Raw genomic sequence first — 22,160 nt, forward strand, 5'->3', positions numbered from 1 at the left:
GAGTCATGTAATTATTTTGCAAACAAATAATTTAATAGACTTCTTGCATTACTTGTTAAAAAATTGCAAATATTTGTAAAAAAGATACTAATAGAAAAATATAATTTTAATTAATTATGTTTTTTATTTAAAAATTTAATATTTTTCCACAACGAAAAATTAATTTATTATTTAAATTATTTAATTTTAAATAAATATTTTATGTTAAATATAATAATTGTAAATTATAAATTGAGGCAATTAAATTAAATCTTAAACCAAATCTTTTTCTTCGATTACGATATTTTTCTGTAATAATTTTAAATTTTTTAAGAATAGCAAAAATATTTTCAATAATAATTCTCATTTTTGAAACTAGTCTATTATATTGCTTTTGTTCTTTGTTTAAAGGGTTTTTCTTTGTTTTCTTTGTAGGTATTAGAACATTATTGTGATTTTTTTGTATTCCTTGATAACCACTATCAACTATTAATTTGGTATTTTTTAAAATTGGGATTTTTGATTCTTTAAATAAAGCATAATCATGTTTTTTTCCGAGCGAAAAACTTGTTGCAATAATTTTTTTGGTTTCTTGTTCGATAATTACTTGTGTTTTGATCGTGTGTTTTTTCTTTTTACCAGAATAAGATTGTTTTTGTCTTTTTTTGGGCGTTGGATTGGAGTTTCGGTAGCATCAATAATAATAGTTTTATCATTAAAATAATCATTTATTAGTGCTTTTTTACCAGCAAGTTGTTGAAAATCAGAGTTTTTAATTAAAATATCTTCAATTCACTTAATATTACGATAACAATTAGCCCCACTAATATCAAAACTTTTACCAAGATGAAAATAAGTCTGATATTCTCGTCAATATAATAAAGTCATCAATAATCTATTTTCTAATGATAATTTATTAGTTTTACCACCTTTTTTAAATTTTTCTATTTCAGCAACTTTTAAAATATCTAACATTTTATTAAAAGTGGATTTTTTTATTCCTGTTAATCTTAACCATTCTCTATCATTAAGAGTATTAAATTTATTATTGTTCATATTTTTATGTCCTCATAAATTATATTTTATAATAATATTTTAATAAAAAAGGGTATCGCAAGAAGTCTAATATAGATTTGGAGAATAGTAATAATGAAGATGATTAATTTTGCAGTCAAAAAGTGTGGGGCAGGAAAAACAACCCTTTGCAAAAATATTGCCTACAAGTTGGCACTTGATGAGGCAAAGGTCTTGTTAATTGACCTTGACCCACAAGCAACCCTAACACTAAATTTAGTTAATAATATTTATAATAAAAATAAAACAATAAAGTCTGTTTTAACAGAACCAGAATTAATCAAAATAGCACAAATTATACAAGAAACAAAATATAAAAACATTGATATTATTGTTGGTGGAGAACAACTAAACAAAGTATCTGCTATTTTAAATTTAAATTATTCAAATGAAAAAGACCAACATTTAATAGCTGATACTTTGTATATGCAAAATGATAAAACTTTTGATAGTTATGATTATGTGTTGATTGACTACCCACCAACAATAAATGAATTATCTTTAAGTTTTTTAATGTTGTCTGATTTAATAATTGCACCTTTAACAGATGATGGTGGTTGTTATAAAGGTGTATTAGATTTAAAAAATACATTAGACTTCTTGCGATACCCTTTTTTATTAAAATATTATTATAAAATATAATTTATGAGGACATAAAAATATGAACAATAATAAATTTAATACTCTTAATGATAGAGAATGGTTAAGATTAACAGGAATAAAAAAATCCACTTTTAATAAAATGTTAGATATTTTAAAAGTTGCTGAAATAGAAAAATTTAAAAAAGGTGGTAAAACTAATAAATTATCATTAGAAAATAGATTATTGATGACTTTATTATATTGACGAGAATATCAGACTTATTTTCATCTTGGTAAAAGTTTTGATATTAGTGAGGCTAATTGTTATCGTAATATTAAGTGAATTGAAGATATTTTAATTAAAAACTCTGATTTTCAACAACTTGCTGGTAAAAAAGCACTAATAAATGATTATTTTAATGATAAAACTATTATTATTGATGCTACCGAAACTCCAATCCAACGCCCAAAAAAAGACAAAAACAATCTTATTCTGGTAAAAAGAAAAAACACACGATCAAAACACAAGTAATTATCGAACAAGAAACCAAAAAAATTATTGCAACAAGTTTTTCGCTCGGAAAAAAACATGATTATGCTTTATTTAAAGAATCAAAAATCCCAATTTTAAAAAATACCAAATTAATAGTTGATAGTGGTTATCAAGGAATACAAAAAAATCACAATAATGTTCTAATACCTACAAAGAAAACAAAGAAAAACCCTTTAAACAAAGAACAAAAGCAATATAATAGACTAGTTTCAAAAATGAGAATTATTATTGAAAATATTTTTGTTATTCTTAAAAAATTTAAAATTATTACAGAAAAATATCGTAATCGAAGAAAAAGATTTGGTTTAAGATTTAATTTAATTGCCTCAATTTATAATTTACAATTATTATATTTAACATAAAATATTTATTTAAAATTAAATAATTTAAATAATAAATTAATTTTTCGTTGTGGAAAAATATTAAATTTTTAAATAAAAAACATAATTAATTAAAATTATATTTTTCTATTAGTATCTTTTTTACAAATATTTGCAATTTTTTAACAAGTAATGCAAGAAGTCTAATGAATATTTTGCTGATTTATTTGATACCAAAGAAATTAAATGAAAAATTAAAAATGGCCAAAATCAAGAGAATAAACCAGTTCGTGATTTATTTTTAAAATATTTACAAAAGGGTAAATTTGAGCTTAAATCATGAATGGCTAAATATCGCTCAGGACGATATGGAATTTATAGTTTAGTTATTAATAAATTGCAAACTGAAAGTGTTGATAAAAATCGTATTGCTATTACTGAACCAATTATTTTACCAGCCTTTGTTAATTATAAAAATACTCGAAATGGTGAAATATTTGAGGTTTCAGTTAATTATCAAGATAATATTATTCATGGTTTATCATTATATACTTTAACTGAAGTTTATTCAGTTAATAATAATAAAGTTAGTGTTACACGTAGTGTCTGGGACATTCAAAAGACCCGCGAAATTAAAAAACCAAAAAAAGAATTATCGCCAGCAACTTATGCAAATTATCGTTTTGATCGAATTGAATCATTATCACAAAGTTTTTTGCCCGTTGCAATAATGCCAGTTGATTTACATGAAAAACCACGTTGTCATAAAATTAAGTCAAAGTTAGAAATGATGGAAAAATACGAAGAAATTAGTGCTATTTTACCTCATTGAGAAAAGGGAGGGATTATGACTACTAGTGATCAAGTAGATAATCCTAATGAAGAAAAAAATAATAATGATTTTATTAATTATTTGTTATTAAAAGGAATGGTTCGAATTAAACCGATTGTTGGTGATGGCCAAGTTTTTTTACCTTTTAACCAATCAGTTGTTATATGGCAACCAAACTCTTTAATGCAAACAATGCGTAACACACGGAATGATATTTGAAATGAAATTAAAACAGATTTAGGAATACCAAATATTGATGAAATTAAATCTGCGCAACAAACAACTGCTGAAATTCAAGCCAATCAATTTTTAGTATCGTCAGCTATTGAACGCGAAAAAATGTTATATGTTAATTTTTTACAAGATTTTGGAAAAAAATTTTTGATGATGCTAAAGGAATGTAATTTAAAAGAAGGGAGTTTATTACAAGGTTATGATTTTAGCGATTGAACAGTTGATTTAGACATTGATTTAACAACCCAAAAAAATATTTTACAAACAATGAATATGATCACAAATACCCCAACAATTAATAATAATCAGGAGGATACTAATAATGGAAAATAAACAATTTGATGATTTAAACGATGATTTTGTTGAAAGTATTAAAGCAAAATTAAATCGTCGTGAAAAAGCAGATAATTCGCAATTTTATACAGAAGATGAAGTCAAAGATTATTGAATTTATCCGCTTTATTCATTAACAGGTAATAATATTAAAAATGGAATTAAAGCTTCAACAAATAAAATAACCATATGTGCAACACAAATTGAACTTGGTCAAAAAATTCGTGGATATTTAACCCAAAATAATGTCTTTAGTTTAAATGAATTGGCAGATCCAACTAATCCTTCTGAGTCAATTTTAAAAAATACAGTTAGTTTAGTTTTTTCCACTCAAAATGATGAACAACAATTTGATACGGATTACTTATATTTATTGACAAAAGAAGTGATTACAACTGAAAATTTTGAAAACATTGAAAAATTTGTAAATCAAGAAATGGAAATTCCTAATATTGAAAATAATAATGATTCAACATCATTTATTTTTCGTGAAATTAAGGATTTAACGAGTTCTTATAAAATATCGCTAATTAAAATAATTTTATCAAAGCCATTTACTAATAAAATTACTGAATTAAGTTTTATGTATCCCAATGGTTGTTATGTTGGCAATTTAAAATTAAAAAATAAACAGGGGAAAGTTCCTAATTTGATTGCAAAAGATGGAACAGTCCTTTTTCCGAAATTAGTTTTTCCATGGCAATTGGAACCAAATATTTCGATGACAGATTTTTGAAATGGTAATCAAATTATCCCTTTAAAAGATATTTTCACTTTTTTGGATTCAAAAGGTATTAAATACAATCAAGAGTTTTCATTACAAGATTTTTTACAACTTGGTGGTTCACAACCACCCTCGTCAATTCAAATTGCTAAAGCAAAAAGAATTAAATTTAATGCCGTTTATGATGGAAATGATCAAGTTCCGGCTTTTGATAGTGGAACTGGAACAGCTTATTATCAAAAAAATCCTTTTACTAGTCGAAATAAAGTTTTTGAATTAAACTTAGATCAAGTTACAATTTTTCCTAATTCAGATTTTTAAAATTCTGATAGTACTGCTAAAAGTTTATATCAATCAATTGCATCATATGGATTAGTACCATATCAAGAAACAACAAAATTGAATTCAATTATTAATCTTGAAATTATTCCCGATGGTGCAACTCCTTCTTCAGATGCTTTTGAGTTACTTAAAACAATGTTAACATACAGTTACTGAAAAGATAGAGAATTTGAACATACAGTTAAACTTATAAAAAATGATAATCAATGAGTAGAAGTAATAGATAGTGAAAAAATTTATAAAATTAGAACTTTATTTGAAGGTCAAGATAGATATGCAGTAGTAACAAATTTATGAATAGCATGAAAAAAAGAAATCCTACAGTAGTTTTAGAAAATAAAAGTATGGTTAATCGAATTAAAAATGCATTAGCTATGTTATCAAGTAATTTAAAATCAAATTATTGTATTAATAAAGGAGATAATGACGATTACAAAATTTTATTACCATATTATTTTGAGGTTACTAATCCATTAGAAAGTCCAGATGCAACTGACTATTATGAATATAAAGATATAGTTGTTAAATTAAAATCAAATTATGGTATTTTTACTGAAAATAGCTTTGAATTTAACCAAGATATAATTTCAAAAAACTATATTTATCAATTAGACTATAATAACTTTTCATTTCCGGAAATTAATAATTCGTTAGAAACTAGTTCGATTCCTTCCACAATGCCTTTAGATCAACAGTTAGCTAATGGTAGCTATTCAAAATACTTAGTTCATCGAATTACTAATTTAGATGAAGAAGTCAAACAATTATACTCTAGCTATGGTAGTGGCAAAATTGAATTTGATTCTTACAATGATAGTCTTACTAACAAAGGCGAATTCAAGTTACAATCTCCATCTTATATCACTGAATTATTAGTTAGTTCAATCTCGGGTTATGAATTATGAGAGTTTAAATTAACTGATGAATATAATGAGACAGTTAAATTTGCAATTGGTTTATTTGATAGCACTGATCAATCTAGATCATTAATATCCCTTATATTATAAGGGTTTTTATTTGCCAAAATCCACGAGCGTTCGCGCACATGTTTTCTAAAAAAAGATTTTCCTTGACTCCAATTTAAAAATAGTGGAGAATTATGTATATCTGTAAATCAGAATGGAATGAAGATTTACAGATTTGAATAATTGTAGAGTACTCCATACTTTTAGAATTCGCCGCAAGAAAAATTTTTTTTTGAAAACATAGTGCGCTCGCGCGTAATTTTATTGACTTTTTAAGAAAAATAGTGCATCTATATTGGCATGGAAACAAAAGAAATAATTAACTTAAATTGAGATGAACAAAACTGTAATTTTAACATTGACGCATTAGCTAAAATTTTTATTGCTAAATTTTGTGAGCCAATATCGAAATCAGCAATATTTAAAATTTTAACTGGGGCAAAAGGGTTTGGAAAATCTTATCTTATTTGTTTATTAGCGTTATTTTATACATGCAATTTTTTAGATTGAAATTGTCTACTGGCAAGATATACTTACATATCAGCCAAAGATAACTACGATAAGAAAATGACAAGAGTTATTAATGATTTAGAAGAATATGAAGTCACAATCAAAGAAGCTATTTCAGAAAAAATAATAAAGAAAAAAGTTAGTGACACTAGATTTGAATATATTTGACCGAATGGCAGAATAATTAAAGTTGTTGGTTTTGACAACGGAAGTACTTGAGAAGGACAAGATGCATCAATAGGGGAATATGCCTTTTTTGGTTTAGACGAGGTAATTCCGCTAGATGCAACAATTTTAGATGAAAACGAATACATGTATCGATTATTCAATATGATAATTCAAATTTCACGTGGGAAAAATATTGCAACTACAAGAGAAGTAGTTCCACAATTATGTTATTCAGATGATGATGTAACAATGGAATTACGAAAAGAACAGATTATTATTTTTGGCTTTAACAATCATAATGCTGATCATATTATTTATGAAACATTCGTCCAATCTATTTTTCCATTAACAGAGGAAGTCCAAAAAGAACTAGATGATAATGATATATCATATTTTAATGATCAAACTTTTATGAATGATATTGGTGTGACAGTTGTCAGAGGTACTACAAAAGTAAATAACAAAAATCTTAATCAAAGAGTATTTGATTTAGGAAATTGATTAAATGAAAATAAACCAGAAGTATATGATTCACTATTTCGTGGGGGAGAGCGTCAATTTAATCCTGAACGTTATAGTTACAAAAAAGACTTAATTACTGGTGCCAAATTTTTTAATCCAAAAGAATTTTATTGAAAAGACATGAACAAATATTGATTTACTAAAATTAAAATTGGTGCAGATTATGCTGATAGTATAAAAGTGCAAGATGATGCCACTCAAATTTTAATAGGATTTGAATTTGATAAGGAAGAATTTATTGAAGGAATTTATATTCTTGAAGAACAATCAATATCAAGTACAGAATTTAAGGATATGACTGAAAAAGTTGATAGTATGGTTAATAAAATTAATAGTTGATCACAAATTTATCATAACTTAAAGGAAGACTTTAGTTATCGTATTGGGCATGATGCTCGTACAGTTGGCCATTTTGTTAGAAAAACACTACTTTAAAATAATGATTGAAAAAATATGGATTTAGATATTACAAGATTTTCTACTATTTTAGTTACTGGAACAAAAGGATGAAGTGTACAAGACCGACATTATAAATGAAAAAGATTATTAGCCGAAGGAAAAATTTATTTTAGTGAGAATTTAGATGTTTTTAAAACATTTAATGACAAAGAAGTATTAGTAAAAAAGAATGGTTATTTATATCAAGAATTATTTAACTGTATTAATAATGAGAAAACTAATATTCGCGATGAAAAAACTGGTGTAAATAAATTGGATATGATAAATGCAGCTGAATGTTGTTTTAGCTATTTTAGGTTTAAATTATTTAAAAATTAAAAAAATAAGTTATAATTAATATGTAATAGGAGTTGATGTGAAATGAGTAAAAGTGAAAATAAGAATTATATTGACGAAAATTTTAAATGATTTAATGATAATAAAAATGAATTAATTAAAAAATATAATTTAAAAAATGAGGATATTGTTATAATTTCGGATAAAAAATTTGTAGCAAAATTTTCTAATTATGATGAAGCTAATATTTATTCATTAGAAAATTTAAGTGATAAAAAATTCATCGTTCAAAAAATTAGTGATTTAGATCCAAAAATGAATAATTTTGGATCTGTGGGATTAAGTTTTTATGCCTAAAATTTGAACGTCACTTAAAAATAGAAGATTCGAAGTTGATTTAGTTGTTACTTCCGTTTCCAACAAAGAAATTAATTTAAAGGATGGTTTTTCTTGTAAAGCTTTAATAGACTTCTTGCGATACCCTTTTTTATTAAAATATTATTATAAAATATAATTTATGAGGACATAAAAATATGAACAATAATAAATTTAATACTCTTAATGATAGAGAATGGTTAAGATTAACAGGAATAAAAAAATCCACTTTTAATAAAATGTTAGATATTTTAAAAGTTGCTGAAATAGAAAAATTTAAAAAAGGTGGTAAAACTAATAAATTATCATTAGAAAATAGATTATTGATGACTTTATTATATTGACGAGAATATCAGACTTATTTTCATCTTGGTAAAAGTTTTGATATTAGTGAGGCTAATTGTTATCGTAATATTAAGTGAATTGAAGATATTTTAATTAAAAACTCTGATTTTCAACAACTTGCTGGTAAAAAAGCACTAATAAATGATTATTTTAATGATAAAATTATTATTATTGATGCTACCGAAACTCCAATCCAACGCCCAAAAAAAGACAAAAACAATCTTATTCTGGTAAAAAGAAAAAACACACGATCAAAACACAAGTAATTATCGAACAAGAAACCAAAAAAATTATTGCAACAAGTTTTTCGCTCGGAAAAAAACATGATTATGCTTTATTTAAAGAATCAAAAATCCCAATTTTAAAAAATACCAAATTAATAGTTGATAGTGGTTATCAAGGAATACAAAAAAATCACAATAATGTTCTAATACCTACAAAGAAAAACCCTTTAAACAAAGAACAAAAGCAATATAATAGACTAGTTTCAAAAATGAGAATTATTATTGAAAATATTTTTGCTATTCTTAAAAAATTTAAAATTATTACAGAAAAATATCGTAATCGAAGAAAAAGATTTGGTTTAAGATTTAATTTAATTGCCTCAATTTATAATTTACAATTATTATATTTAACATAAAATATTTATTTAAAATTAAATAATTTAAATAATAAATTAATTTTTCGTTGTGGAAAAATATTAAATTTTTAAATAAAAAACATAATTAATTAAAATTATATTTTTCTATTAGTATCTTTTTTACAAATATTTGCAATTTTTTAACAAGTAATGCAAGAAGTCTAATAGATACTGGTACTGGTGCAACAAATTCTGTTATATCAACTAAAATTGTTGAAAAATTAAAACTTGAGTCAAGAGGAAAAATGAAAGTTTCTACTGGTTCTAATTCAGAAGATGAATTTTATACATATATGGTTGCTTTACATTTACCAACTGACCTTCAAAAAGGAATAGTATCAACACCTGAGGGATTAAAATCTCGAGTATTCTCAAGTTCATTTGTAACTAAGATTACAATGGTTCACGGAAATGAACATATTTCCAGCCAAGGATTTGACGCAATAATTGGAATGGATGTACTTGAAAGTGGCCATTGTACTATTGCTGGCCCAAATATGGTATTATCATTCTAATTTAATTTATAACTGCCAAAAATTAATGGCAGTTTTTTATTTTAATGTTATAATTTTATTAACGGTATGAACTAAATTCTTAAATGTCTGTGGTTTCCACATGATAAATTAATTTTAAAGTATATTTTAAAGTTAATTTAGGCTATAATTTAACATAAATGAGGAGATTATAAAATGAATAAAGTATTGTTAATTGACGGGAATGCGTTACTTTTTAGAGCATTTTATGCTACAGCTTATAATGGTGAAATGTTAAAAAGTTTAGATGGAACTCCAACTAATGCTGTTTATGCTTTTGCTAATATGTTAAATAAAATTTTAAAATCAAATAATTATTATAGCGTTGTTGTTGCTTTTGATAAAGGAAAAAAAAATTTTCGTCATGATTTGTTAACTGATTATAAGGATGGACGCAGTAAGACACCAGAAGAAATAATCGTACAATTTCCAATTGTAAAAGAATTTTTAGATAGTTATCAAATCCCATATTTAGAACAAGAGGGGTATGAGGCGGATGATCTATTAGGATGTTTGGCGCAACAAGCAGAAAAAGAGAACTTTTATGTTGATATTTTTTCAAGTGATAAAGATTTGTATCAATTAATAAGTGATAAAACAAATATTTTGGTCCCGCGTCAAGGTGATACAGCCGATGTTATTGATAAGACGGCTTTAGAAGAAAAATGAGGGGTTGAACCATTACAAGTTCCTGATTTAAAAGGATTAATGGGCGATCCTTCTGATAACTTGAAAGGAGTTCGTGGTGTTGGTGAAAAAACAGCAATAAAATTGATTCAAGAATATCATTCAATTGAAAACTTATATGATAATCTTGATCAAATCAAAGGGGCATTACAGCAAAAATTATTAAATAGTAAAGGGGATGCATTATTGTGTAAAAAAGTTGCCACAATTTTTTGTGATATTAATTTAAAGCAATTTGCGTTTACGCCATTTCAACCGAACTATGATGTTTTAATGCAATTTTATTTAAAATATAATATGAATTCTTTTATTACAAAATTATTTAATAACAAAGATGATTTACAAAATTCAGAGTTAAAAGTTGAAATTATTGAGGAATGAAAAGAAGAATATAATGAAGACAACACTACTGTTTATTTAGAACTATTTGATGAAAATTATCACATTTCAGAAATTATTGGTTTTGGGATCGTTAATTCCAAAGGAATTTTTTATTTTGATTATATTCATGCTAAATATGATAAATTATGACATCAGTTTTTATACAACCAAAATTATCAAAAGATAACTTATCATGCCAAAAGTTTAATTGTAGCTTTAGCGCGTGATAATATTACTGTGCAAAATATTAGTTATGATATGATGTTGGCGGGATATGTTTATAATTCTAACGCAAAAAATACTCTTGATACGTATATTAATTTATTTGAAAAAAAACAAATTTTAACCGATGATTTATTTTATGGGAAAGGGGTTAAAAAACAAATTCCAATTGATATTGTTAAATTAAGTCAGTTTATTGGACAAAAAGCATTTTATATTAATAAGTTGCAGCCAAAGATTATTGAATTATTAAAGGCTAATCAACAATATGATTTATATTACAATATTGAGCTACCAACGGCTTTTGCACTAGCACGAATGGAAATTAATGGTGTAAAGGTTGACCAACATGAGTTAACAACTCAAACATTACGAATTGAAAAAATTGTGCAAGAATTAAATAATGAAATTAATGCCATTGCTCAAAAAGAGATTAATCCCAATTCACCAAAACAAGTATCAGAATTATTATATTGTGATTTTTCTTTACCTGATCGAAAAAAAGGTTCAACAGCCCAAGAAGTTTTAGAGGAAATAAAGGATACTCATCAAATTATTCCTAAGATTTTAGATTATCGTAAGTATCAAAAATTATATTCAACGTATCTAAAGGGAATGGAAAAGTATATTTTTAATGATGGCAAAGTCCATACTATTTATAAACAAACGTTAACAAATACCGGACGGCTTTCATCGGTTGAACCAAATATGCAAAATATTAGTATTCGTGATGAAGTTCAAAAAGAAGTTCGAAAAATTTTTGTTGTTTCAACAACAGATAATATTTTATTATCAAGTGACTATTCACAAATTGAATTAAGAATTCTAGCTCATATGTCAAAAGATTCCGATTTAATTAGGGCATTTAATAATAATGAAGATATTCATACTAATACGGCAATGAAAATTTTTAATTTATCAAAAGTAGAAATCACGCCTAATATTCGCCGTAGTGCTAAAGCTGTTAACTTTGGAATTATTTATGGAATTAGTGAATTTGGATTGGCAACTGATTTAAATATTCCTGTTTATAAAGCAAAAGAAATTATTAATAATTATTATCAGCAATTTCCCACAATTAAAGCTTTTATTGATAGTCAAGTTGAATTTTGCAAACAAAATGGTTATGTTACAACTATTTTTAATCGAAAACGATATGTTCCTGAAATCAATGATCGTAACTATATTCAGCGAGAATTTGGGAAACGAATTGCTATGAATATGCCAATTCAAGGTAGTGCGGCCGATATCATTAAAATTGCTTTAAAAAATATTGATCAAGAATTTCTAAAATTAAATTTAAAAGCAAAAATAATTGCTCAAATTCATGATGAACTAATTTTTGAAATTCCACAAAATGAATTAGCGCAAGTTAAATCAATTGTTAAAACTTTAATGGAAGATTCAACAGCGTTAGATGTTAAACTATTAGTTGATATGAAAGCGGGTTTAAGTTGATATGATTTAAAATAAAATTAAATTATATCAGCATTTTTTATGCCGTAATTTTTATGATTTCGATTTTGACCATAATTTGTTGTAATTTGACACGGTAAGATTCCTAAGTATTCAATTCCCATTTTAATTATTGCTTGTTCTGAATTGGTGTTTTCAATATCACATTCAGCAAAAATTCATTAGACTTCTTGCATTACTTGTTAAAAAATTGCAAATATTTGTAAAAAAGATACTAATAGAAAAATATAATTTTAATTAATTATGTTTTTTATTTAAAAATTTAATATTTTTCCACAACGAAAAATTAATTTATTATTTAAATTATTTAATTTTAAATAAATATTTTATGTTAAATATAATAATTGTAAATTATAAATTGAGGCAATTAAATTAAATCTTAAACCAAATCTTTTTCTTCGATTACGATATTTTTCTGTAATAATTTTAAATTTTTTAAGAATAGCAAAAATATTTTCAATAATAATTCTCATTTTTGAAACTAGTCTATTATATTGCTTTTGTTCTTTGTTTAAAGGGTTTTTCTTTGTTTTCTTTGTAGGTATTAGAACATTATTGTGATTTTTTTGTATTCCTTGATAACCACTATCAACTATTAATTTGGTATTTTTTAAAATTGGGATTTTTGATTCTTTAAATAAAGCATAATCATGTTTTTTTCCGAGCGAAAAACTTGTTGCAATAATTTTTTGGGTTTCTTGTTCGATAATTACTTGTGTTTTGATCGTGTGTTTTTTCTTTTTACCAGAATAAGATTGTTTTTGTCTTTTTTTGGGCGTTGGATTGGAGTTTCGGTAGCATCAATAATAATAGTTTTATCATTAAAATAATCATTTATTAGTGCTTTTTTACCAGCAAGTTGTTGAAAATCAGAGTTTTTAATTAAAATATCTTCAATTCACTTAATATTACGATAACAATTAGCCTCACTAATATCAAAACTTTTACCAAGATGAAAATAAGTCTGATATTCTCGTCAATATAATAAAGTCATCAATAATCTATTTTCTAATGATAATTTATTAGTTTTACCGCCTTTTTTAAATTTTTCTATTTCAGCAACTTTTAAAATATCTAACATTTTATTAAAAGTGGATTTTTTTATTCCTGTTAATCTTAACCATTCTCTATCATTAAGAGTATTAAATTTATTATTGTTCATATTTTTATGTCCTCATAAATTATATTTTATAATAATATTTTAATAAAAAAGGGTATCGCAAGAAGTCTATTTTAACTTCATTTTTTCAAAAGCTAGGTTAATAACTGCTTTCCCTGCTTCAACAATATAATTGTTTCCTCAATATTTTTTATTAACAATATAGCCCATTTTTGCATTTGGCATCATTGAATCTAACCGTAAATCAATAATTCCAATCATTTGGTGGGTGTCTTTTAACTCTAAAGCTCATTTTCCTAGTGGTTGGATCAAAAAGAGTTGTGCAATTATTTTTCTTGTTTCCATAATATTCTGGTGGGGAGCTCATTCTAGAAACTTTATGTTCTCAATATCTTTGCTATATTCAAAGATGCTACTGGCATCTGCGGGGGGTAATTGGACGCAGAATTAAACGTTCAGTTTCAATGATTTTGTTTTGTTCTAAAATTAAATAATATTGTTGCATAATAAGCGACTCCTTTCTGAATATTGTATTTAAAAAATGGTTTTAAGATATTGTTTTTGCATAAAAATTAAAAATACTAATTATTAATTAGTATTTTTAATGTACTTTTTATTTTTCCAGCATTTTTTCAATTTTATTAATATTAAAATTTTGATTATATATTTTTTCAAGATTAACTCTAAATTTTTGAGAAACAGCTAATAAATCTGCTTTTGCTTGTTCATTATCAATGCTATTATCAATTTTTTCAAACTTTGTAATCATTTCGTTTGCTAAACTAACAAATTTCTTTTCTAAACTATTAAAAATTATTGTTTGATATTTTGTTGAAATAATTGTTTCAATTTCATCAGTATATTTTGTAGCATCGGTAGTTTTAATTAATTCAAGAATATTTTGATAAACAAGCGGCAAATAAGTATTACAAATAAAATTAATTGTTTGTTGGCGGTAATCTAAAATTCATTGGGCACAATATTCATCCGAAACATAATTTATAATTTCTTATTGTTCATTTAAAGCTTCCAAATTAGGAATAATAAAGTGATTGGCAACTTCTGAAAAAATATTTGTTATTAACAAGTTTAAGTCATTATCAATTAAATAACTAATTAGTGGTTGATATTTCTTATCACTTGCTTTAACTAACATTTCAATAATGTTTGCATAATCGCTTTCAAAAAGATCTAAATTAAAAACAATCTTTGTTTTTAATGGTTTAACTTCGTATTCGTTTATTAAATTAGTAAAATATTTATTGTAAAAAGGACGATTAAGTGATTTTTCTAATAGTAAGTGGCGATGGTTATCGTTAAGCTTATCAACAGTTATTCGACGATCAAATGTTCGTTCTTTTTTAAATTTTGCACTTCTAATTCGATACATAATTGGAACATAAATAGCAATTGCAAAGATGATAATAACACTAATAACTAAGACAATGATTCCTCATTCTGGCAGAACTATCCCTCCTAATTCTTAATTTTATTATATCTTAATGTTCTTAAATTAATGTATAGTATAATATACATTTTAAATAAATTAGTTTTTGTTTTTTGATATATTTATAGTTAAAAAACATTGGATTATTTTATAATGTCTTTTATTAATTATTTAAACAATTTCCAGCATCATCTGTTGTTGTACATTGTGATTGGAACATAATAAAGATAATATTTTCAACAGTTTCTGTTTCAGTATTGTATATGGCAAATGCTCCGTCTTGTCATGTTCCATTTTCTTTTGCAAATTTGTGTTCATTTCCTTGATTCATATGAACATTGTGAACACCATCAATTGGGTCACCATAACTCATTCCTCAAATCCCAATTCTATATTTTGAATTATTTAAAGTTGGTGAGATCATCTGACTAAATAACGTTTCTAATGCACTTGTCTCTTTTTCTCCAACGTATGGTAAGACATTAACAAAATTATGGTCAAATAACTTACCTTTTAAATAATCTAAGCAGTATCCATCGTCTCCTGTTGTTAAATTGGAATGAACGGTATCATCTAAACTAAAACAGCGATCAACAATATCATTTTGATAATTTTGTTTAATAAAATATAAAACATCATGTGGTTTAATTCGTGAACGAACATTAATGTTTACAGTATATGTTCAGTTATTTTTATCAGTAATTTCTAAATCAAAATGGGGGTTACCTTGTACTGTGGGATGACAGTTAGTTAGGATTCCTTTTAAAAAAACATAATCATTTTTTTCATATTTATAATTCCTTCTTATAATTCTTAATATTTTAAATGTTTTCTGTGGACCATATATTTATATTATGCGAAAAACATTTAAAATACCATTAGCAACCATTTGTATCAAATTATTTGCATATTAATTTAAAGACTTGTAAATTATTTGCAGGTTTCAAAATGTTCTTAAACTAATATCTTGATTTTTATAGTATATAAAAATAAAATTAAATTATTAATAAGAAAGAAGGAAGAATATGCCAGAATTACCAGAAGTAGAAACGGTCCGTCGAATTTTAACAAAATATGTCGTAGGAAAAACAATTACTGATTGTCAAATTTTTTGAAATAAAATAATAAAAGCTCCAACTGATTCAAAAATTTTTATTAAAGAAGTTGTTGGCCAAAAGATTAATCAAATTGATCGAATGGGAAAACATTTACTTTTTATTTTAGATGATTATGTTTTAATTAGTCACTTACGAATGGAAGGAAAATATTTTTTTACAAAAAAAGATGAACCGGGAAAATGACAACATATTATGGTTTTATTTGAACTTGATCATCAATTTCAATTGCGTTACCACGATACCAGAAAATTTGGGACAATGCATCTATATGATAAAAGAACTTATTTAGAACAAGCCCCATTAAATAAATTGGGATATGAACCATTTGATGAAAGAATTACTGTTTCATATTTAAAAAATGCTTGGAAAAATAAATCACAACCAATTAAGACAACATTATTAGAACAAAATGTCATTGTTGGAATTGGAAATATTTATGCAAACGAAGTTTTATTTGCATCCAAAATTCATCCTGGTGAAAAGACAAAAAACTTAACTGATCAAGATTATCAAAATATTATTGATAATACAAAAGTTGTTCTTCAACAAGCAATTAATGAAGGTGGAACAACAATTGCAACTTATCATCCTGAACCAGGAATGGATGGAAAATTTGTTCAGCAGTTAAAAGTTCATGGGCGAAATAAAATGAAATGTGTTAATTGTCAAAACGAAGTTGATAAAATTTTTGTTAATGGACGCGGAACCTACTATTGCAATTATTGTCAAAAATTAAAATAAAAAAAGGGCACTCCTTTGATAAGGAGTGCCCTTTAGAAAAAACTATTTACTAACGGATACCTATCTTTGGGTATTACCTCTTAGGAGGCCCATCCATCAGGTAATGATAAGTTCTGTTTGTTTACTATATATTGCCATATAGTAATTTCATAATAACATAGGATTTTGCAAAGTGAGTAAAATTTTTAAAAATCATTACTTTTTTCTACTTTTTTTGGTAAGTTTTGGTAAATTGGATAAAATTAAGAAAATGCTTTGTTTTGTTACGATTTTTTATAATAAAAAGTTTATAATAATAACGTGAGATTTTATATTTAGAAGGGAAAAAATTATGGAACAAAAATATCATAAAAAACTAGTTAATGCTAGTGAAATGATTAAAAAAGCACACCAGAATAAATATGCGGTTGGTCATTTTAACATTAATAATCTAGAATGAACCAAAGCATTATTAGAAGTGGCACAAGCAACAAATACACCAATTATTTTAGGTGCTTCAGAAGGAGCAATTAAATATATGGGAGGTTATAACTTAGTTGTTGCAATGGTTAATGCGTTATTAGATTCATTGGAAATTACGGTTCCAGTAGCATTACATTTAGATCATGGTCAATCAGTAGAAAGTTGTAAAAAGGCAATTGATGCTGGATTTTCTTCAGTAATGTATGATGGTAGTCATCATCCGTTTGCTGAAAATGTGATAAATACAAAAGAAGTGGTAGCTTATGCCAAACCAAATGCCGTTTCAGTTGAAGCTGAAATTGGAACAATTGGTGGTGAAGAAGACGGTGTTGTTGGTACTGGTGAAATCGGTGATCCAAAAGAAGCGTCTGAAATGGTTGCAACAGGGATTGATTTCTTAGCAGCAGGAATTGGAAATATTCATGGACCCTATCCAACAGGATGGCCAGGATTAAATTTTCAAGCATTAGAAGATATTCAAACCGCTGCTAAAATTGGAATGGTTTTACATGGTGGAAGTGGTATTCCGCAAGAACAAGTTAAAAAAGCGATTTCATTAGGAATTAGCAAGATTAATGTTAATACTGAATTACAAATTGCCTTTGCTGCGGCAACAAGACAATATATTGAAGCGGGGAAAGATAAACCAGAAAATGGGAAAGGGTTTGATCCACGTAAATTATTGAAGCCAGGTTATGAAGCAATCAAAACAACATTTGATGAATTAACAGCATGATTTGGTTGCAAAGGTAAAGCTTAAAAAACATTTCAAATCTGAAATGTTTTTTCTGAGGTTTCATTGTTAAATGATACTGGTGTTATATTTACTATAGAACTCAGGAGGGATAGAAATGAGTAAAAATAAAAAAACAGGTGCTGATATTGTGGTTGATACTTTAATCAACCAAAATGTCAAATATATTTTTGGGATTCCAGGAGCTAAAATTGATAAGGTTTTTGATGTTTTAGTTGATCGTGGTCCGGAATTAATTTTAACAAGGCATGAACAAAATGCTGCTTTTATAGCGGCAGCAGTTGGAAGAATTACTGGTGAGCCAGGAGTTGTTTTAGTTATAAGTGGGCCGGGGGCTTCAAATCTTGCAACAGGTTTGGTGACAGCTAACTCTGAAGGTGATCCCGTTGTTGCGATTGCCGGGAATGTTGGTCGCGAAGATAGTCTAAAAAGAACACACCAGGCAATGGACAATGCTGCTTTGTTTCAACCAATTACAAAGTATAGTAAAGAAGTAGTTCATCCAAATAATATTTCAGAAGCATTGGCGAATGCTTTTCGAGAAGCAACAACAGGACGAAAAGGGGCTGCTTTTGTCTCGTTACCCCAAGATATTTTCAATGCCGAAGATATTCAGCATGAGGCGTTAGTTCTTTCATCAAATTATGATTTTAGGTTCAGCATATGATGAGAAAATTATTAGTTTAATTGCTGAAATTAAGCAGGCTAAATTGCCAGTTCTATTATTGGGAATGCGTTCTTCTGACGCAATTACAACAGCTGCAATTCGTAAAATTGTTGAAAAAACAAAATTGCCAGTTGTTGAAACTTTTCAAGCGGCGGGAGTTATTTCACGAGACTTAGAACAACATTTTTATGGTCGAGTTGGACTATTTAAAAACCAACCAGGAGATATCCTGTTAGATTGTGCTGACTTAGTTATTGCAATTGGTTATGATCCAGTTGAATATGATCCAAAAGTATGAAATAAAAATAAAGATAGTAAAATTATTCATATTGATGAAGTGATTGCTGATATTGATAATTACTATCAGCCAACATTAGAACTTGTTGGTGATATTGCTAAGACGCTTCAAAAATTTGCTGCTGGGTTTGATAAGTTATCATTAGCGGCAAACGAAAATAAAATTTTAGATAATTTAAAATTAAAATTAGAAGATGGTCAAAATCTAAAGCATAGTGAAAAATCAGATTTAACACATCCGTTACATATTATTCATACTGTTCGAAAATTAATTAGTGATGATATGACGGTCACTGTTGATGTTGGGTCATTGTATATATGAATGGCATGTCATTTTCGTTCATATGAACCGCGAACATTATTATTTAGTAATGGAATGCAAACATTAGGAGTTGCTTTGCCATGAGCAATTGGAGCAGCATTAGTTCGTCCTGGCAAAAAAGTAATTTCAATGTCAGGAGATGGTGGTTTTCTATTTTCAGCAATGGAATTAGAAACTGCGGTACGTTTAAATTTACCAATTATTCATTTAATTTTAACTGATGGAACTTTTGATATGGTGGCTTTTCAACAAAATATGAAATACAACCGAACATCAGGAGTTGAATTGGGACCAGTTGATTTTGTTAAATATGCTGAAAGTTTTGGAGTAATTGGAATGCGAGTTAATCATCCAAGCGAATTAGAAGATGTCTTGCAAAGAGCTTTTGCTGCTAATAAACCAGTTGTTGTTGATATCCCAGTTGATTATAGTGAAAATATTTTATTAGGAAAAACATTATTAGAGAAAGAGATTTATTAGTTATGAGTCAAAAATATGGGACAATTTATCAATTTTCAACAATTACAAGTCTAGCGTCTGGTAACTTTGATGGGGTGCTTGATTTTCACACTTTATTAAAACAAGGTGATTTTGGTTTAGGAACTTTCGATCATTTGGATGGTGAATTAGTTGTTTTAGATGGTCATTCTTATCAATTAAAAGCTGATGGAAAGGTTAATTTAGTTAATTTAGATATGACAACACCTTTTGCTTCAGTGGCTTTTTTGAACAACATAAAAAAATTGTTATTTCACAACAAAGTAATTATGAAACAGTTCAAAAAATTATTCTTGAAAATTTACCAAGTTCTAATTTATTTTATGGAATTAAAATTAATGGTTCATTTTTAGAAATGAAAACACGAACAGTTTCACGTCAAGAAAAACCATATCCAACATTGTTACAAGCAACTGCTCATCAAGCGGTAGTTGCAAGCAAAAATGTAATAGGTGATATTATTGGCTTTTGGACACCTGCTTTTGCAAATACGTTAGGGGTGCATGGTTTCCATTTACACTTTATTAGTGCAACAAAAGATACTGGTGGTCATGTTTTTGACTTTATATTAGAAACGGGAGTTATTGAAATATCTTATTTCTCAAAGATTGATTTAGAGTTACCAACAACGGCTGAATATTTAACTAAAGAGTTAATGAGTAAAGAATTACAACATGAAATTGAATTAGTAGAAAAAGCAAAAGAGTAATTTTAATTATATGATTTTTAAAACTAAAACAAATTTAATAATTTAAAATAAAAAAAGTTTTATAAAAATTTTTTTATTTTTGTAATTAATTTTACAATTTAGTTATTTATATGGCATCGTGTACGATGAAACTCCAAAAAACAACTCTTGTTAGGGTTGTTTTTTTATTTGAAATAAAACAACTCCTAAAAGGAGGTAATGATAATTAAACAACAAAAAATATGTGATGTTAATGATTGCTATAAATCAATATCATTCATTACCGAAGAATTTGTATCAAATAAAGTTTTATGAACTTGTGAAAAACATAGAAATTTATTGAATAAAGTAAAAGATAAAAACCAAAAGCGATTTTATAAACGCTTAGAAAATTCAAAAATTATGTTTGATTATGAAACTGGTTTTTTAAAACTTTGATTTTATAAAACAACTTAATGCAGAGTGGGACGGTTATTTTAATAACTAAGTGCTTCCATAAGAACATGAGTTTAAACTCATTCTCACAGCCATCCGAGGCAAGTACTGAAATAGTGTATGAGGAAAAATGTAAATCGGCGTTGGTTCATTAGAACTAAACGATAGTCGTGATAAGTCCAAGGTTAATATCGAACGACAATAAAAAATAGAGATAGTGACTTTATAAATAAATTTGCGTATAGCATTAGGCTCTTCAAGATGCAAGTAAATTTATTTTAAAAACTGAACGCTTTGACCTGAAATGGTGCGGAAGAAGAGAGAGAAAACTCTCTGGTGCCAAAAGAAAAAAACAACTGTCTATTATTAAACAAACGGAGGTATTTATGAACAAATTAAATAAAAAACCTTGAAAGTTTTTAAGTAAAAAGCAATTACATAAGAAAAAAATTGAGCGTGCTAATGAAAGAGCAAGAATAGAAAATAGTAAGGAATTAAATAAAAATGAAAAAGTTAAATAAAAAATTAATTAATAAATTAAATCAATTAATGCTTAAAAGTTATTCAGTATCATTTGAAGATATGACTGATGAACATTGAGCATTAGGTAAACAGAATTAGGAGGAATTAAAAATGTCATATTGTATTAGTGATTACTTAAATGAAAAATGAATTAATAATAAAGCATTAAAAATTAGTAATAAAGATATTATTTATGCACAAATTGATAGTGATAATGAAAATTGAGAATTAAATTTATATCTTAAATTTGGTAATGAAGAACGATGGATGGGCAATGTTTTGTTGCCAATAAATTTTGACTTGAATTTGAAAAGATATCAAATTAATGAAGTTAAAGGTTTAATTAGTGATTATTTAGAAGATGAAGAAGCAGATTACGAGGTGATAAATTATGAATAAAAGATACTTATTAGTAATTAATACTAAATATACAACAAATACTTTATTTTTTTATACATTAGAAGAAGCAAAAATTACAGCGGAAGAAAACTCTTCTTTTAGAACAACTATTATTGATTTAGAAAATGAAAATATTAAATGACAAGGATATGAATAAT

General features: G+C 26.3%; 28 protein-coding genes and 2 pseudogenes. 22 read left to right on the top strand and 8 right to left on the bottom strand.

The genetic code is table 4. The features are described 5' to 3' along the window. Window positions 1-199: 199 nt before the first annotated feature. Both MSROBK_RS14400 and MSROBK_RS14405 read right to left on the bottom strand, forming a co-directional pair. Entirely contained in the window at window positions 200-598 is a 399-nt protein-coding gene (locus MSROBK_RS14400) for a transposase family protein (protein WP_242441474.1), read from the bottom strand. Continuing rightward, window positions 583-1,035 carry an IS5 family transposase gene (locus MSROBK_RS14405; RefSeq protein ID WP_040094474.1) on the bottom strand — a complete coding sequence of 151 codons (453 nt, stop codon included), beginning with the start codon at window positions 1,033-1,035 and terminating at the stop codon, window positions 583-585. Before MSROBK_RS14405 ends, MSROBK_RS14400 begins: the two co-directional genes overlap by 16 nt. Window positions 1,036-1,128: 93 nt before the next feature. On the opposite strand from MSROBK_RS14405, the gene MSROBK_RS10240 reads away from it, so the two are divergent. The 14 genes from MSROBK_RS10240 to polA all read left to right on the top strand — a co-directional run bounded on the left by MSROBK_RS10240 (window position 1,129) and on the right by polA (window position 12,529). Then, complete coding sequence (locus MSROBK_RS10240; protein WP_105629034.1) at window positions 1,129-1,695, top strand: ParA family protein; 567 nt, start codon at window positions 1,129-1,131, stop codon at window positions 1,693-1,695. Between the two features lie 19 nt (window positions 1,696-1,714). After that, window positions 1,715-2,167 carry an IS5 family transposase gene (locus tag MSROBK_RS14410; RefSeq protein ID WP_040092446.1) on the top strand — a complete coding sequence of 151 codons (453 nt, stop codon included), beginning with the start codon at window positions 1,715-1,717 and terminating at the stop codon, window positions 2,165-2,167. Beyond that, complete coding sequence (locus tag MSROBK_RS14415) at window positions 2,152-2,550, top strand: transposase family protein (protein WP_416375038.1); 399 nt, start codon at window positions 2,152-2,154, stop codon at window positions 2,548-2,550. The genes MSROBK_RS14410 and MSROBK_RS14415 overlap by 16 nt, the downstream gene beginning before the upstream one ends. 301 nt (window positions 2,551-2,851) lie before the next feature. Next, the gene (locus tag MSROBK_RS10250) at window positions 2,852-3,907 is read left to right on the top strand and encodes a hypothetical protein (RefSeq protein WP_040094479.1); all 1,056 of its coding nucleotides are present in this window, start codon (window positions 2,852-2,854) and stop codon (window positions 3,905-3,907) included. After that, window positions 3,897-4,952, top strand: coding sequence for a hypothetical protein (locus MSROBK_RS10255; RefSeq protein WP_040094481.1), 1,056 nt, complete (start codon window positions 3,897-3,899; stop codon window positions 4,950-4,952). Before MSROBK_RS10250 ends, MSROBK_RS10255 begins: the two co-directional genes overlap by 11 nt. 78 nt (window positions 4,953-5,030) lie before the next feature. Further along, window positions 5,031-5,300 carry a hypothetical protein gene (locus tag MSROBK_RS10260; protein ID WP_040094484.1) on the top strand — a complete coding sequence of 90 codons (270 nt, stop codon included), beginning with the start codon at window positions 5,031-5,033 and terminating at the stop codon, window positions 5,298-5,300. Then, a complete protein-coding gene (locus tag MSROBK_RS10265; RefSeq protein WP_040094486.1) occupies window positions 5,267-5,980 on the top strand; it encodes a hypothetical protein in 714 nt (237 codons plus the stop codon). The genes MSROBK_RS10260 and MSROBK_RS10265 overlap by 34 nt, the downstream gene beginning before the upstream one ends. A gap of 258 nt (window positions 5,981-6,238) precedes the next feature. Beyond that, window positions 6,239-7,573: a hypothetical protein gene (locus MSROBK_RS10270; RefSeq protein ID WP_040094488.1), complete on the top strand. Its 1,335-nt coding sequence runs from the start codon at window positions 6,239-6,241 to the stop codon at window positions 7,571-7,573. A gap of 18 nt (window positions 7,574-7,591) precedes the next feature. Then, window positions 7,592-7,915 (top strand): hypothetical protein, encoded by a 324-nt coding sequence (locus MSROBK_RS10275; RefSeq protein WP_040094491.1) that lies wholly within the window; start codon window positions 7,592-7,594, stop codon window positions 7,913-7,915. A gap of 42 nt (window positions 7,916-7,957) precedes the next feature. Further along, on the top strand, window positions 7,958-8,230 hold the full coding sequence (locus MSROBK_RS10280; RefSeq protein WP_040093591.1) for a hypothetical protein: 273 nt from the start codon (window positions 7,958-7,960) through the stop codon (window positions 8,228-8,230). Between the two features lie 176 nt (window positions 8,231-8,406). After that, window positions 8,407-8,859: an IS5 family transposase gene (locus MSROBK_RS14420; protein WP_040094493.1), complete on the top strand. Its 453-nt coding sequence runs from the start codon at window positions 8,407-8,409 to the stop codon at window positions 8,857-8,859. After that, a complete protein-coding gene (locus tag MSROBK_RS14425; protein ID WP_416375043.1) occupies window positions 8,844-9,233 on the top strand; it encodes a transposase family protein in 390 nt (129 codons plus the stop codon). Before MSROBK_RS14420 ends, MSROBK_RS14425 begins: the two co-directional genes overlap by 16 nt. 245 nt (window positions 9,234-9,478) lie before the next feature. Beyond that, window positions 9,479-9,748 (top strand): hypothetical protein, encoded by a 270-nt coding sequence (locus MSROBK_RS10290; protein ID WP_040094496.1) that lies wholly within the window; start codon window positions 9,479-9,481, stop codon window positions 9,746-9,748. A gap of 174 nt (window positions 9,749-9,922) precedes the next feature. Continuing rightward, window positions 9,923-12,529 carry a DNA polymerase I gene (polA, locus tag MSROBK_RS10295; protein ID WP_040094498.1) on the top strand — a complete coding sequence of 869 codons (2,607 nt, stop codon included), beginning with the start codon at window positions 9,923-9,925 and terminating at the stop codon, window positions 12,527-12,529. Between the two features lie 329 nt (window positions 12,530-12,858). On the opposite strand, the gene MSROBK_RS14430 is transcribed toward polA, so the two are convergent. From MSROBK_RS14430 to MSROBK_RS10320, 6 genes are all read right to left on the bottom strand, one after another. After that, window positions 12,859-13,257, bottom strand: a complete 399-nt coding sequence (locus MSROBK_RS14430) for a transposase family protein (RefSeq protein WP_416375430.1) — start codon at window positions 13,255-13,257, stop codon at window positions 12,859-12,861. Next, window positions 13,242-13,694 carry an IS5 family transposase gene (locus tag MSROBK_RS14435; RefSeq protein ID WP_040092446.1) on the bottom strand — a complete coding sequence of 151 codons (453 nt, stop codon included), beginning with the start codon at window positions 13,692-13,694 and terminating at the stop codon, window positions 13,242-13,244. The genes MSROBK_RS14430 and MSROBK_RS14435 overlap by 16 nt, the downstream gene beginning before the upstream one ends. Window positions 13,695-13,760: 66 nt before the next feature. Further along, the gene (locus tag MSROBK_RS10305; protein WP_052443559.1) at window positions 13,761-13,997 is read right to left on the bottom strand and encodes a GNAT family N-acetyltransferase; all 237 of its coding nucleotides are present in this window, start codon (window positions 13,995-13,997) and stop codon (window positions 13,761-13,763) included. 268 nt (window positions 13,998-14,265) lie between these two features. Beyond that, window positions 14,266-14,571 carry a hypothetical protein gene (locus MSROBK_RS10310; RefSeq protein ID WP_040094502.1) on the bottom strand — a complete coding sequence of 102 codons (306 nt, stop codon included), beginning with the start codon at window positions 14,569-14,571 and terminating at the stop codon, window positions 14,266-14,268. Between the two features lie 90 nt (window positions 14,572-14,661). Next, complete coding sequence (locus MSROBK_RS10315; protein WP_040094504.1) at window positions 14,662-15,042, bottom strand: hypothetical protein; 381 nt, start codon at window positions 15,040-15,042, stop codon at window positions 14,662-14,664. A gap of 220 nt (window positions 15,043-15,262) precedes the next feature. Beyond that, the gene (locus MSROBK_RS10320; protein WP_308506897.1) at window positions 15,263-15,946 is read right to left on the bottom strand and encodes a DUF2278 family protein; all 684 of its coding nucleotides are present in this window, start codon (window positions 15,944-15,946) and stop codon (window positions 15,263-15,265) included. A gap of 178 nt (window positions 15,947-16,124) precedes the next feature. Here MSROBK_RS10320 and mutM point away from each other — a divergent pair, with 178 nt between their 5' ends. The 8 genes and pseudogenes from mutM to MSROBK_RS10355 all read left to right on the top strand — a co-directional run bounded on the left by mutM (window position 16,125) and on the right by MSROBK_RS10355 (window position 22,159). Beyond that, window positions 16,125-16,958 (top strand): DNA-formamidopyrimidine glycosylase, encoded by an 834-nt coding sequence (mutM, locus tag MSROBK_RS10325; RefSeq protein WP_040094509.1) that lies wholly within the window; start codon window positions 16,125-16,127, stop codon window positions 16,956-16,958. A 331-nt stretch (window positions 16,959-17,289) separates the two neighbouring features. Then, the gene (gene fba / locus MSROBK_RS10330) at window positions 17,290-18,180 is read left to right on the top strand and encodes a class II fructose-1,6-bisphosphate aldolase (RefSeq protein ID WP_040094511.1); all 891 of its coding nucleotides are present in this window, start codon (window positions 17,290-17,292) and stop codon (window positions 18,178-18,180) included. Window positions 18,181-18,271: 91 nt separating this feature from the next. After that, window positions 18,272-19,940: pseudogene (alsS, locus tag MSROBK_RS10335) on the top strand (acetolactate synthase AlsS). Between the two features lie 2 nt (window positions 19,941-19,942). Then, a pseudogene (gene budA / locus MSROBK_RS12205) lies at window positions 19,943-20,667 on the top strand (acetolactate decarboxylase). A 198-nt stretch (window positions 20,668-20,865) separates the two neighbouring features. After that, complete coding sequence (locus MSROBK_RS10345; RefSeq protein WP_040094513.1) at window positions 20,866-21,102, top strand: hypothetical protein; 237 nt, start codon at window positions 20,866-20,868, stop codon at window positions 21,100-21,102. Between the two features lie 365 nt (window positions 21,103-21,467). After that, entirely contained in the window at window positions 21,468-21,602 is a 135-nt protein-coding gene (locus tag MSROBK_RS12210; RefSeq protein ID WP_255516852.1) for a hypothetical protein, read from the top strand. A gap of 112 nt (window positions 21,603-21,714) precedes the next feature. Then, window positions 21,715-22,002: a hypothetical protein gene (locus MSROBK_RS10350; RefSeq protein WP_040094515.1), complete on the top strand. Its 288-nt coding sequence runs from the start codon at window positions 21,715-21,717 to the stop codon at window positions 22,000-22,002. Next, on the top strand, window positions 21,995-22,159 hold the full coding sequence (locus tag MSROBK_RS10355; protein ID WP_157944256.1) for a hypothetical protein: 165 nt from the start codon (window positions 21,995-21,997) through the stop codon (window positions 22,157-22,159). The genes MSROBK_RS10350 and MSROBK_RS10355 overlap by 8 nt, the downstream gene beginning before the upstream one ends. The last annotated feature ends 1 nt before the right edge of the window (window position 22,160 follow it).

Source organism: Spiroplasma poulsonii (genome assembly GCF_009866525.1).
Lineage (GTDB): Bacteria > Bacillota_I > Bacilli_A > Mycoplasmatales > Mycoplasmataceae > Spiroplasma > Spiroplasma poulsonii.